We start from the raw sequence: 13,044 nt of genomic DNA on the forward strand, positions 1-13,044 counted from the left end.
AGCTAGTAAGATGATTAGCCATGCCGCACAATAGCGGCTGGCGTCAAATGATGAGAGGCAAAGCCTCAATCATGTACCGATTACGACAGAAAATAAAGAAGGCCGATCTTGCCTTCTTTGTTTTACATAGGTTACGACGTGAAAAGGGAGGAACGATACTTTCCTCCCTTTGAGCTAGTAAGATGATTAGGTAGACCGCAATATAGCGGCTACCGTCCAATGATTCGGTGCTTTAGCACCAATCATTGGTATCAGGTTACATCATTCCCCCCATCATGCCTGGATCCATTCCTGGTCCTGCTGGGGCTGCTGGTTCTGGTTTGTTGGCTACGACTGCTTCGGTTGTCAAAATGAGGCTAGCAACAGAAGCTGCGTTTTGAAGGGCTGAACGACTGACTTTAACAGGGTCGATGATCCCTGCATCAATCATATTCACCCATTCACCTGTTGCAGCATTGAAGCCTGTTCCGACTTCGGCATTTTTCAAGCGATCAATCACAATAGATCCTTCGTAACCGGCATTGTGGGCAATTTGGCGCACCGGTTCTTCCAAAGCACGAAGAACGATATTGCGTCCGGTCGCTTCATCTCCTTCTAATTCAAGGGCTGCGACCGCAGAGATGACATTGACAAGGGCTGTACCACCTCCGGCAACGATCCCTTCTTCAACGGCTGCGCGAGTCGCATTAAGGGCATCTTCGATACGAAGTTTCATTTCTTTCAATTCTGTTTCTGTTGCAGCACCGACCTTGATTACGGCAACACCACCAGACAATTTAGCCAAACGTTCTTGTAATTTTTCATGGTCAAACTCAGAGGTTGTGGTTTCGATTTGTGACTTGATAACAGCGACACGGTTAGCGATCGCTTCTGGGTTACCAGAACCTTCGACAATGACAGTACTGTCTTTATCGACTGAAACTTTAGCTGCTTGACCAAGTGCTTCAATGGTTGCATCTTTCAATTCCAAACCAAGATCGTCTGTAATGACTGTACCACCTGTCAAGATGGCAATGTCTTCTAACATGGCTTTGCGGCGATCTCCAAATCCTGGTGCCTTGACAGCTACGACATTAAAGGTACCGCGGATCTTGTTCAAGACAAGTGTTGGAAGAGCTTCGCCATCGACATCATCAGCGATGATCAAGAGTGGACGGTTGCTTTGAAGAATGCTTTCCAACAATGGCAAGATTTCTTGGATATTTGAAATCTTCTTGTCAGTGATCAAAATGTATGGATTTTCAAGGTCTGCTACCATTTTTTCATTATCAGTGACCATGTATTGTGAAAGGTAACCACGGTCAAACTGCATTCCTTCAACGACTTCCAGTTCTGTCTCCATTCCACGAGATTCTTCAATGGTGATAACCCCATCTTTGCCAACTTTTTCCATGGCTTCAGAGATGTACTCACCAACTTTTTCAGAACGAGAAGACACAGCAGCTACTTGAGCAATCGCTTCCTTGCTCGATACTGGGATCGCATTGTTTTTCAAAGCTTCTACTGCTGTTGCAACAGCGGTCTCAATCCCACGACGTATGCCAATTGGGTTAGCACCTGCAGTGACGTTTTTGATCCCTTCACGGACGATGGCTTGAGTCAAAACCGTTGCGGTCGTTGTACCGTCACCTGCGATATCATTGGTCTTAGAAGCCACTTCTGACACCAATTTAGCACCCATATTTTCAAAATGGTCTTCCAATTCGATTTCTTTTGCGATGGTCACCCCGTCATTTGTGATCAAGGGTGAACCAAATGATTTTTCAAGAACCACATTGCGACCTTTAGGGCCCAACGTAACTTTCACTGTATCTGCTAAGACATCGACACCACGGACCATTGCAGAACGTGCATCAGATGAAAATTTAATATCTTTTGCCATTTCTCTTACCTCTTTCTTCTCTTACTCTACAATTGCAAGAATGTTCGCTGTTCCAACGATGGTGTAGGTTTCTTCCCCATCTTTCACTTCAATTCCTGCATGGCTTTCAACCAAAACGTGATCTCCTGCTTTTACAGCTGGGGCGATGAGTTCACCACTTAGGGTACGCACACCTTCACCAACGGCCACTACTTCAGCTGTTTTTGTATCAGCCTTGCTCGCACCGGCGAGGACAAAACCTCCAACAGTCTGTTCTTTTTCTTCTACTTTTAAGACCACACGGTCTCCTAATGGTTTTAACATGTTCATTCCTCCATACGTGTTTTTAGCACTCTCTATACGTAAGTGCTAACTTATGTTTCTATTGTATCACTTGGTCAGAAATAGTCAAGAAAAAAACACCTCAAAAATAGATGAGATGTTTCTAAAATATCAATTTAAAATTGTCAATTTTTGATTGAAATCGTCGATCACTTTTTGAAGATTGATCCGCCCGCGGTAGATGCCATATCCAAAAACAATCATGCCTAAAATTCCAACCAAGGCTAGTAAAATCCCGAGGATCAAGAGTGGGAGGAAACTTTTGTGAAAGAGATAGATCAATACCACACCAATACTGGCAATGATAAAGAGTAAGCTGAACCAACGACCAAGGTTTTCAAGCATGTGGCGTTGGTACTTGATTTCTGTTTCATATCCATTGACAAGTTCTTGTTTTGTAACCATGGGATTCCTCCTGATAAAAATTGAGAATGAAGTGCAAGTAAAGGAGGTCAATTCACTTCATTCTCAAAAACTCCTACTAGCAAATTCGTTTTTTCTTTTCCTTAGTATTTAAGATGTGGGTCGAAGATACCAAGGGCAACACCGATCAAAGCAACTACAACGAGAAGTAACATAACTTTGTTTGGTGAAATTTTTTTCTTAGACATCAACCACCAGCAAAGGGTGATGAAGGTTGCTGTCAAGAGACCTGGATAAACACCATCGATCTTTTCTTGGATGTTCAAGAAGACTTTTCCTTCAGAATTCTTGAATTGAAGGGCTGTTGTAACAGATACCCAAGTAGCTGCTACGGCACCGATAACCATACCACCGACAACGCTGATCGCTTTACGAAGAGCTTGTCCTTTTGGTCCTACAAGGAATTCAACGGCTTTATCCCCTAATTGGTAACCTTTGAAGAAGGCAAAGCGCATACCAAAGTAGACTAAGAGGTTCCATACGACGATGTAGAAGAGGGCACCAGCGACGTTACCACCTTTAGAAAGGCCAAGGGCAATCCCCAAGAGAACTGGAATCAAGGTACCAACGACCAATGAGTCACCAATACCAGCGATTGGTCCCATCAAACCGGCACGCATACCGTTGATGGTTTCGCCATCCACTGCATCTCCGTTTGCACGCGCTTCTTCCAAACCAGCTGTGATCCCTACAACAAGAGATCCAAGTTGTGGTTCAGTGTTGAAGAAGGCCGTATAGGTTTGCATAGCATCCTTTTGTTCTTCTTTTGTGTCATATATTTCTTCTACGATTGGAAGCATAGAAGTCAAGTACCCGAAGGTTTGCATATGTTCTTGAGAGAAACAAGTCAAATGACCATAATACCAATGATGGAATGCTTTTGCTAATGTTTTCTTTGAAATTTTCTTTCTATCAGCCATTTTAAATATCCTCCTCATCATCGTCTTGGTCCACCACTCCGGCTGGAGCAGCTTTCATCGATTTGATCACTTCAAGTTCATAGTAGATTACTGCAAAGATTAATGAAACAACGGCACTGGATACCAAGTTCAATCCGAGAGATTTTGCCAAGGTAAATCCAACAAAGAATGGAATGAAGTCAGTTGCTTCTGTAACAATTTGTTTCAACAAGATGGCAATACCGACACATGGGAGAAGAGCACCGACTGTAAAGAGGGCTTTCATCCAGTAACCATCCATAGGAAGGTATTGTTTCATCAAATCAACCATGTTTTCACCGTATTTGGTGATAATCATTGTTGGAAGGAAAGAGAAGAGGAAGTGAGAGATCCAAGGGTAAACCCAGTCAACTGCGTAGAGTTTTTTGAAGTTTCCTTCTTCAACGGCTTTCCAACCGATGTGTTGCCATACCAAGTTCATAGTAGCGGTACCGTAGAAAAGAACTGTACCGATTGTCCCAACGGCTGCACCGATTGGAGCTGCAGCTGCGGCGATTCCTGCTTCATCTGTGATGTTGTTGGCATGCACAAACAAGATAGCAAGAGGAACACCGATGTAAGAGATGGCACGCACATCGGCAGATACGGTACCACCAGGTGTTACTAAGGCGATATAAACGACTTGAAGGGCAACCCCGACCATAATACCAGTTGTCACATCTCCAAGAATTAAACCTGAAATCAACCCACCGATCAAAGGACGACCGAGTGTATAGTTCCCGATACTGGAACCTCCCATACCAGGCATTGAAGACAAGCTGGCGAAAATACCAAGCAAGATTGCTTGAATCCATGAAATTGTCATAACAAACGCTCCTTTTGTTTGTAAATTTATTTACCTAACAGATAGGACTGTTAGTTTTAAAAACCAAATTTTGATTTGAAATCATCCCAATACCCGATGGAAACATCTGGCAACAATTGGAATTTCACCTTGTAGCCTGCTGCTTGAATGGCTTGGAAGGCTTCTGCTTCTTCCTGAGTGATGGATTGGTTATTTCCCAATTTCACAGCACCTGGACGATCATTTGCAGGGCCAACAATGATTTCTTTGACATCACCTGGGACAAACCCTTGGTCGACCAAAATTTCCTTCATATCGATTGGATTTTTGGTGATCAAGAAGTAACGACTATCTGATTCTGTTACTTTTGCTGATTTTTCTTTAAAGGCTTCCTTTGTCCATACAAAGGTTTTCTTGTCTGATGCGCCTTTGTAAGCTTGAATCAAAACCTTGTTTGATGCTGCTGCATCGTTTACGGCAATCAAACCATCACATGGTTTTTCCTTTGCCCAGCGTGTGACTGTCTGACCGTGAATCATGCGGTCATCAATCCGTACAAATGTTACTACCATAAGGTACCTCCCTATTAAATATCGTCATCATCTTCTTCAGCACCAGTGGCTGAAACTTCAAAAGGCTGTAGTGCAGATCGTGCTTCTGATAAGATGGTGGCTGACAAATCGTCTCCATCCAACACATCCTTCATCACAACTGCCGTCAAGGCCATGGTGAGGTTCATCCCACCAAGGATTAAGGCTCCATCGAGCTTTCCAGCTTCTTCTAGAACCGTGGCTGCAGTGGTTAATGGACTACCACCTACGATATCTGCCAAGACCAAAACAGAATCATCAGCTGTCAATCCTGAAATGCTCTCTCTGAAATCAACTGCGAAGTCATCAACTGATTTTCCTTCTTTGAGTCCAACTGCGATGACCTGATCCATCTTATCACCAGCAAACATGGCTAGTGATGTTTTTAGACCTTCTGCCAGTCCACCATGACTGACCAAAACGAGGTATTTCATTTTTCTACGCCTCCTTTATTTGACTCTATTGTAGACTATTTGAAAGCGTTTTTATATTGTCAAATGTCACATTCCCAATATGACATTTAGCAATAAAAAAATGACATCTGTCACTTGACAAAATGCCATCTTATTTTACTCTAAACTCCTACCTGTAGACTACTTTCAATCTCCCTCTGAATTTGAGGCAAGCGGTTCTCAACATCTTGATCGCGCAAGGCATTGCCAATCAAGTAATCTAACTTTTCTAACACCTCTTTTGAGACATTTTTAGGACTACTTTCAACAGCTTGTTCCATGATGCGGTTCAAGGTCTGATTGGTCAAGGAATCCGTCCCAAAATCATCTACCTGCAAAAGGTCTTTACTAGAGCGACTCTTGACGACCTGTGGCATGACAGAGATCCCCTGGGATTGGGCAAAGAGGGTTTGTTGAATTTCGGGATCCTCTGTTAAGAGTTGCATCAATTCCCAAGCCAACTTGGAATGAGAACTCCGAGCTGACATAGCAAAAGAAGTCGTCGTGACTAAGGTTGCCTTGGTCGTTTTTGACTTAGCAGGCATCGGGATACAGGTCCAGGTGAAGTTTGAATATTTTGAAACGTGGTAGGGATAAGGTTTATAGGTCCGATATTGGGCCAAGGTCATGGGATAGAAGGCGACTTTCCCCTGGTCAAAATCTTTAGAGCTCACCTTGTAATTTTTATTTAGATCTTCCAATTTTTGCAGAAAAGTCAAAGATTCTTTGACTTCTGGAGCTGTCAGCTTGAGCATGCCTCCTTGGAAGAGATGACCTCCATTTGCCGCCAAGGCTTCTTTCCAGGTGTATTCTGTACTCCCAAATTGGTCCAATTGCCCATCCCCATTGGTATCTTTGGTTAGTTTCTTGCAAATCGTATAGAACTCTTCAAGGGTCCAGCCTTCTTTGGGAACCGCGATACCTTCTTTATCCAAGAGATCTTTATTGACACACATCAAAATCGGATTGCTTTCATAAGGTAAGGCATAGGTTTGCCCCTGATAGACACCGGATTCAAAGGCAACGGGATAAAAGGCAGCTTGATCTTTTCGATCCATATAGCCGTTTAACTTTTCTAATACGCCTCGCGCTGCTAATAAGGAAAGATCTTGCTCAGAGACCATAAACACATCTGGCGTCTTTCCTGAGACAATCTTTTCAGAGAGCCAGTCTGAATAATCTGACTGCGGAATCCCGTTTTCATACTCTACACGAACGTGGGGATGGGATTTTTCAAATTTTTGAATCGCACGATCCAAGGCATGGGAACGTTGACTGGTCGGCACATCCCAGCTAGAACCTGCATAAACGCCGATATGGAGTACGGTCGGTTGCTGTTTCCACCAATAAAAACCCGCGCTCGCACAGAGCACAACAAGGAGACCAATCCCCCAACAAAGATGCTTTCGCTTCAATTTCATTCTGTATTTCCTTTAGAAAAATCACGTCTCGTCACTCCTGTTTGGACTGACCAGATCGCTAATTGCGTTCGATCTCGTAGGTTTAATTTCGCCAAAATCGTTGATAAGTAATTGCGCACGGTTCCTTCTGATAAGAAGAGTTTGGCTGCAATTTCTTTATTGGACTCCCCATAGCCGACCTCTTGGATAATGCGCCATTCCGTCGTGCTCAAATCCTTGACATTGTCCTCATCTACAGCAATAGAGAAGTTGGTTTTGGCCATTTGTGAGAAAATTTGAAAGACTTTACTAGCGATATTCGGGTTGATCATGGCTCCGCCCTGATATACCACCTTAATCGCTTCATAGAGTTCCTCTGTCGAGGCTCCCTTTAAAAGATAACCTGAAGCACCATACTTGAGTGCACTATAGATAAATTCATCATCGTCAAAGGTCGTTAAAATAATAATTTTGATATCCGGATAGTGCTCTTTGACTTCTTTTGTCGCCAAAACCCCATCCATGCCTGGCATCCGGATATCCATTAAGATCAGGTCAGGATGTGTCTGTGGAATGCTAGATAAGACGTGATTCCCATCTTCCACTGTGGCCACCACTTCGATATCGGGGTGGGCTGACAAAATAATTTTCAGAGATTCTCGAATCAAGGCCTGGTCATCTGCCACCATTACTTTTATCACCATCTCTATCTCCCTTCTTTATATTTCGGTAAACTGACGCGCGTGAAAAATCCATCGCGACTTTCAAATTGAAGCTGTCCTCCTAGGATGGAAATACGCTCCATCATCTGCTTGAGCCCATAGCCATAGGTCAAGGTTTCAAATCCAACCCCATTGTCCTGCAACTCAATCAGGTAATTTTCTTTATCCTCAAAAAAATGAAGGCTCATCTGACTGGCATGACCGTGGCGAACCGCATTGGTCATAGACTCTTGGATCACACGAAAGATCGTATCTTCAATCATGACGTCCATATCGACATCGACCCATTCATAGTGTAAATCAACCTGCAAGTTGGAAAGCGTCTGGTACTCGCGGATCATCTTTTCCAAAGCATCTTTGAGGGTTCGTCCCTCAAGGGCACCTGGACGGAGGCGGTTGAGAGAGCCCCTCACATCCTGGATTCCTTCCCGGACAACTTCTGATACACTTTTTACCTGCTCTTTTGCCCGATTGGGATCGATATCAATCAAGACCCCAACAGCATCTAAGCCGGCCGAGATCCCTGTTAGCGCGTGTCCCAAGGTATCGTGAATTTCCCGAGCAATCCGCTTGCGCTCCCGATCTTCTGCAATCTTCTCAGACAAGGCCATATAGTTGTTCAACTCCGTATTGACCTTCGAAACCATGGCCAACTCTTCTTCTACTTCGTGGTTTTCCGCAAGAACATTCATAATATAGAACAAAAGCGAAATAATGAAGAGCACCATATTCAAGGCATAGAGGGAATTCTTTAAGAAAAAGGCCAGAATCCGAATGGAGGCAGGATAAAAATGAATATAGACATCCAGAGAAGGTATCGGAAAGAAAAGCGAAAAGACGTCTGAATTGGTCACAAGAAGCATCAAGAAACTCACTAGGATAAAAGCAAACCAATACTTGCGGTCTCGCTTGGTATTCAACTCTTTGGAACCATAGAAGATATCCGCAAAAACCAAGAGAATGAGCCCGTTATAAGCTACATTTTGGACCCACATCAAGAGCAACATCAGGAGGATCTCCAGAATGTTCCACTTATCAAAAATGGACCATCGACTCGTTTGAGACCGGTAACGACTCATGGAGATCAAGGCAATTCCAGCAAATAAGAGCGCAGACAACCAAAAAGTTGTAGAGGGCGCAAAAGGAATACGCTCTAAGCGTTCTACTAATAGAGAAGCTTGCCGTTGGGCAATGATATAGTTGGTTGCTTGAAGATAGATGATACTGTTGAGCATCACAGCGATAAAATTCACGACCATCAGAATTGCCAAACTGTATCTCACACCTCTAAATTTTCTCATTACTGCCACCCATTCACATCAAAGTGATCGATGTTTTCCTTTGTCATCATTTGAACCGGAATGGTTATCTCTTTTTGGTAGCTCTTCCCAGCCGTCATATCTTGGATGACCTCCATCACACGGTCTCCCATCTTCAACGGAGACTGGGCAACGGTTCCTACGACATCATCTGTCGAGTGCAGCAAGGCTTTCATATCTGGTGAGCCATCAATCCCATAGATCGCAATGGGATGGGTGATTCCTTGCTCCTTGATCGCTGCTAAAGCTCCTATAGCTGAACGGTCATTCAGGGCAACTAGTGTATCGACATTCCCCCCTGACTGCAAGAACTTACGGACAGCTGGCATAGCGATCTCCGTCTGACCCTTGGTTTCTAGTTCCGAGATAATCTCATATGACCCATGTCCTTTGATGGTATCCTTAAATCCCTGAATCCGCGTATCTGCTGAAACAGTCCCCTTATGCTCCAAGAGAAGGATCCGAGCATTTGAAGAGCGTTTCATCAGCTCTTTCGCAATCAAGACTCCTGCTTGGTAGTTGTCGGAGACAATGCTGGCATCCGGCTTAAAATGCTTGAGCTGGGTATCAACTGCAATGATCTTAATTCCTTGTTTTCTAGCTTTTTTAAGAGCTCTTAAAATGGGCTGACTATCCCCTTTGACCGGATTAATCACAATCACATTTACTTTTTGGGCGCAAAAATCATCGATCTGCTGGCTCTGCCTTTTTTCATCCAATTCCGGATCTCGGACAGATACAAGAGCCCCTCTCTCATCGGCAATTCGACTAATTTCCGAATGAATACTTTTATAGAACTCATTGTTCATGGTCATATAGGTGACACCGATCTTGGTCTGATCCTTGATGCTACTGGTTTGACAAACGGCATAGATCCACAAGAGGATGCAGGCCACTGGAATCACCAGTAAAACCCGTTTTATCAGCCATTTCAACCGTTCTTTTCTTTCTTCTTTCCCCTTCAAACTCCGTTCCTTTTCTGAAAATTTTGAATATATATTACTTTATTCTACTACTTTTTCAAGAAAAGTGCTGGCTTTTATTGTACAGATGCATATTTTTGCTTTATTTTTAAAAGAGTAGTTCCCGAATGAAATCCCTAGCAAGTATCAAAAAAGCTGGTCTATAAACGAACCAGCTTTCTTTTTTGATCCTAAAAAGGAAGATCTTCTTCTTCTAAGATGATATCGGCTAAATCTCCCGTTCCACCATTTTCACGCATCGCTCGCTGAGCGCGGCTCTCTAGCAACTGAAAACTTTGGCAGAGGACCTCTGTCACATACTGCATAACTCCATTTTTCTCGTAGCGGCGCGTCCGAATCTCTCCATCCAAAGAGATCAGGCTCCCTTTGCTAGCATAACTAGCCATGGTTTCAGCCAATTTCCCCCAGACAACGACATTGACAAAATCAGTCTCTCGCTCCCCGTTTTGGTCCTTGTAGCGACGATTGACCGCAACGGTCACTCGGGCAACGGATTTGTCTGTGCTGGTTTTATGCAATTCTGGAGCCGCTACTAAGCGACCGATTAAAACAACTTTATTATACATCATTTACCTCCTATCTATTTATTCGAAAAAATTTTAAAAAATGGAGGTGACAAACCAAAATCAAAAAATCTAGGATTCAAAATATCCTAGATTCTTCTCTTTATTCGTGCCAGTGACGAGCAGGATCAAAAGGTGTCCCTGCTACTTCTGCATCATCCAATTCAATAATGCCTCGTTTTTGAGGAGCATTTGGCAAGTGCAATTCACGCGGACTGCACATCATGCCATAACTTTTTTCTCCACGAAGAGCCCCTGGGAAAATCAAGCTACCATCCGGCATCATGGCACCTGGAAGAGCAACAATGGTCTTTAGACCCACCCGCGCATTTGGAGCTCCTGCTACGATCTGAACTGTCTTATCTGGTCCAACTGCTACCTGGCAGATATTCAAGTGGTCACTATCTGGATGGGCCACCATTTCAAGGATTTCTCCCACCACAAATTTTGGTTCCCGATCGTTGACCAAACGTTCTGCGAAGCCTTCTCTTTCCAATTCTTGGTTCAAACGAGCTACTTGCTCATCTGTCAAAAAGACTTGGCCCTTGCCTTCGATGGCGAAGAAAGATGAGGCATCAAAGATATTCCAGGCAACCGTTTCTTGGTTGTCCTCACGGTAAACACGAGCCACTTTTCCTTTTCTCTCCACCGCGAGCTTGGCTTCCCCACTATTTTTCAGGGTCAACATCAAGACATCGCCGACTTGTTCTTTGTTGTATGTTACAATCATGATTTTCTCCTATTTTAATCCTGCTAAGAATGCTGTAATCTGCGCTTTGGTTTTCCGATCCCGATTGACAAACCGACCGATTTCCTTATCCTTTTCCAGAACCACCAAACTTGGGATCCCATAAACATCCCAGACTTTCGCCAGATCCATATAGGCATCGCGGTCAATCAAGATAAAGGTAAATTCGGGATTTTCAGCCTCAATCTCCGGCAAAAAAGGTTTGAGGTAACGGCAATCCCCACACCAATCTGCTGAAAAGACAAACACTTTCTTGTCCTCTTGCTCTATATAAGAAGCAATTTCTTCTAGAGAATTTGGTGTAATCATAGTTTTTCCTCTTCATAATGCAAGAGACCGTCCTCATAGACAAAGCGGTAATGGCGCTCATCTTCAAAAATGACACCACCTACTAAGCGCTCTTCACTAGACTCGTAGAGTTCCACATACAGAGTCGCAATCGTCCCCATGGCTTCCATTTGCTCCCGTACTTCTGCTACCAACTCTTCTTGGGTACGGAGACGCTTTTGATCTTTGGCAATTTTATAGACACCGGCCGCAAGAGCTCCTGCACTTGCTACAGCCAGACTAGACAAAATAATTTTTTTAGCTTTCATAGTGCCTATTGTAACACAAAATAAGCAGAGGGACAACGGTCTAGGCTAGATCTCTCCCTCTGCTTTTAGAGACTGATTTCCATAATAACGCTACCATCCTTGTAGAAAAAGTGATAAAATAGCATCAGAAAGAAGGTAACCTATGACTGATTTATTTTCTAAAATCAAAGAAGTAACTGAAATCCCTGCTATCTCAGGTCATGAAGCTCCTGTACGGGATTATTTGCGCCAACAATTGACCCCTCATGTGGACGAAATCGTGACAGATGGTCTCGGTGGGATCTTTGGGGTCAAACACTCCACAGCAGCCGATGCTCCTCGTATCTTAGTAGCTGCTCACATGGATGAAGTTGGTTTTATGATCAGCGAAATCAAAGCTGACGGAACTTTCCGTGTTGTCCCAATCGGAGGTTGGAATCCGATGGTCGTCAGCAGCCAACGCTTCAAACTCTTTACACGTGACGGGCGTGAATACCCTGCTATTTCAGGATCTGTTCCTCCTCATTTGACACGTGGAACAGGTGGACCAACCGTACCTGCTATTAGCGACATCGTCTTTGATGCAGGCTTTAGCTCTAAGGCTGAAGCTGAAAGTTATGGGATCCGTCCTGGAGATACTTTGGTCCCAGATAGCTCTGCGATTCTCACTGCTAATGGTAAAAACGTCATCTCAAAAGCATGGGATAACCGCTACGGCGTCTTGATGGTCAGCGAATTGGCTAAGAGTCTTTCCGGACAAGCCTTAAACAACGAACTCTATGTAGGGGCCAACGTTCAAGAAGAAGTGGGACTTCGTGGAGCTCACACTTCAACCACTAAATTTGATCCTGAAATCTTCCTTGCTGTAGACTGTTCGCCAGCAGCTGATGTCTTTGGAGACCAAGGTGCGATTGGGGAAGGAACACTGCTTCGCTTCTACGATCCAGGTCACATCATGCTACCAAATATGAAAGATTTCTTGCTCACTACTGCTGAAGAAGCGGGCATCAAATTCCAATACTATTGTGCCAAAGGTGGTACCGATGCAGGTGCAGCACACTTGAAGAATGGTGGAGTCCCATCAACCACTATTGGTGTCTGTGCACGTTACATCCACTCTCACCAAACCCTCTATGCCATGGATGATTTCTTGCAAGCGCAAGCCTTCTTACAAGCATTGGTTAAGAAATTGGATCGCTCTACAGTTGATTTGATCAAACACTATTAAGCAACATCTATCACGAGTCCCCGTAAGGGACTTTCAGATCGAGGATAAAATCCTCTTAAAAACTTTCCTTAGGTGAGTACGGACGTCTGCGAACT

At 43.9% G+C, this 13,044-nt stretch carries 16 protein-coding genes; 1 reads left to right on the plus strand and 15 read right to left on the minus strand.

The features are described from left to right. Positions 1–256 precede the first annotated feature (256 nt). The 15 genes from groL to O3626_RS07850 all read right to left on the minus strand — a co-directional run bounded on the left by groL (position 257) and on the right by O3626_RS07850 (position 11,742). Positions 257–1,882: a chaperonin GroEL gene (gene groL / locus O3626_RS07780; protein ID WP_371496257.1), complete on the minus strand. Its 1,626-nt coding sequence runs from the start codon at positions 1,880–1,882 to the stop codon at positions 257–259. A gap of 21 nt (positions 1,883–1,903) precedes the next feature. Next, entirely contained in the window at positions 1,904–2,185 is a 282-nt protein-coding gene (gene groES, locus O3626_RS07785; protein WP_024055367.1) for a co-chaperone GroES, read from the minus strand. Positions 2,186–2,314: 129 nt separating this feature from the next. Further along, positions 2,315–2,608: a hypothetical protein gene (locus O3626_RS07790; protein WP_003004348.1), complete on the minus strand. Its 294-nt coding sequence runs from the start codon at positions 2,606–2,608 to the stop codon at positions 2,315–2,317. Positions 2,609–2,709: 101 nt separating this feature from the next. Next, positions 2,710–3,564 (minus strand): PTS system mannose/fructose/sorbose family transporter subunit IID, encoded by an 855-nt coding sequence (locus O3626_RS07795; RefSeq protein WP_371496298.1) that lies wholly within the window; start codon positions 3,562–3,564, stop codon positions 2,710–2,712. Further along, positions 3,548–4,390 (minus strand): PTS sugar transporter subunit IIC, encoded by an 843-nt coding sequence (locus O3626_RS07800; protein WP_003004789.1) that lies wholly within the window; start codon positions 4,388–4,390, stop codon positions 3,548–3,550. The genes O3626_RS07795 and O3626_RS07800 overlap by 17 nt, the downstream gene beginning before the upstream one ends. A gap of 56 nt (positions 4,391–4,446) precedes the next feature. After that, the gene (locus O3626_RS07805) at positions 4,447–4,941 is read right to left on the minus strand and encodes a PTS sugar transporter subunit IIB (RefSeq protein WP_000261775.1); all 495 of its coding nucleotides are present in this window, start codon (positions 4,939–4,941) and stop codon (positions 4,447–4,449) included. 14 nt (positions 4,942–4,955) lie between these two features. Beyond that, a complete protein-coding gene (locus O3626_RS07810; protein WP_031572670.1) occupies positions 4,956–5,393 on the minus strand; it encodes a PTS sugar transporter subunit IIA in 438 nt (145 codons plus the stop codon). Positions 5,394–5,533: 140 nt separating this feature from the next. Further along, positions 5,534–6,832, minus strand: a complete 1,299-nt coding sequence (locus O3626_RS07815; RefSeq protein WP_003009814.1) for an ABC transporter substrate-binding protein — start codon at positions 6,830–6,832, stop codon at positions 5,534–5,536. Beyond that, complete coding sequence (locus tag O3626_RS07820; protein ID WP_037585171.1) at positions 6,829–7,512, minus strand: response regulator transcription factor; 684 nt, start codon at positions 7,510–7,512, stop codon at positions 6,829–6,831. Before O3626_RS07820 ends, O3626_RS07815 begins: the two co-directional genes overlap by 4 nt. Positions 7,513–7,517: 5 nt before the next feature. Beyond that, complete coding sequence (locus tag O3626_RS07825) at positions 7,518–8,834, minus strand: sensor histidine kinase (protein WP_045759008.1); 1,317 nt, start codon at positions 8,832–8,834, stop codon at positions 7,518–7,520. After that, positions 8,834–9,817 carry a substrate-binding domain-containing protein gene (locus tag O3626_RS07830; RefSeq protein ID WP_031572659.1) on the minus strand — a complete coding sequence of 328 codons (984 nt, stop codon included), beginning with the start codon at positions 9,815–9,817 and terminating at the stop codon, positions 8,834–8,836. The genes O3626_RS07825 and O3626_RS07830 overlap by 1 nt, the downstream gene beginning before the upstream one ends. A 188-nt stretch (positions 9,818–10,005) precedes the next feature. Continuing rightward, positions 10,006–10,401, minus strand: a complete 396-nt coding sequence (locus O3626_RS07835; RefSeq protein ID WP_031572656.1) for a single-stranded DNA-binding protein — start codon at positions 10,399–10,401, stop codon at positions 10,006–10,008. A 100-nt stretch (positions 10,402–10,501) separates the two neighbouring features. Then, a complete protein-coding gene (ytpR, locus tag O3626_RS07840) occupies positions 10,502–11,128 on the minus strand; it encodes a YtpR family tRNA-binding protein (protein WP_023919637.1) in 627 nt (208 codons plus the stop codon). Positions 11,129–11,137: 9 nt separating this feature from the next. Then, positions 11,138–11,455 (minus strand): thioredoxin family protein, encoded by a 318-nt coding sequence (locus O3626_RS07845; RefSeq protein WP_045759006.1) that lies wholly within the window; start codon positions 11,453–11,455, stop codon positions 11,138–11,140. Next, on the minus strand, positions 11,452–11,742 hold the full coding sequence (locus O3626_RS07850) for a DUF4651 domain-containing protein (protein WP_003004245.1): 291 nt from the start codon (positions 11,740–11,742) through the stop codon (positions 11,452–11,454). Before O3626_RS07850 ends, O3626_RS07845 begins: the two co-directional genes overlap by 4 nt. A 142-nt stretch (positions 11,743–11,884) precedes the next feature. Here O3626_RS07850 and pepA point away from each other — a divergent pair, with 142 nt between their 5' ends. Continuing rightward, positions 11,885–12,949 (plus strand): glutamyl aminopeptidase, encoded by a 1,065-nt coding sequence (pepA, locus tag O3626_RS07855; protein ID WP_021154295.1) that lies wholly within the window; start codon positions 11,885–11,887, stop codon positions 12,947–12,949. Positions 12,950–13,044: the final 95 nt, after the last annotated feature.

The sequence above is a fragment of the Streptococcus sp. 20925_1_77 genome (genome assembly GCF_041432125.1).
In the GTDB taxonomy this organism is placed as follows: domain Bacteria; phylum Bacillota; class Bacilli; order Lactobacillales; family Streptococcaceae; genus Streptococcus.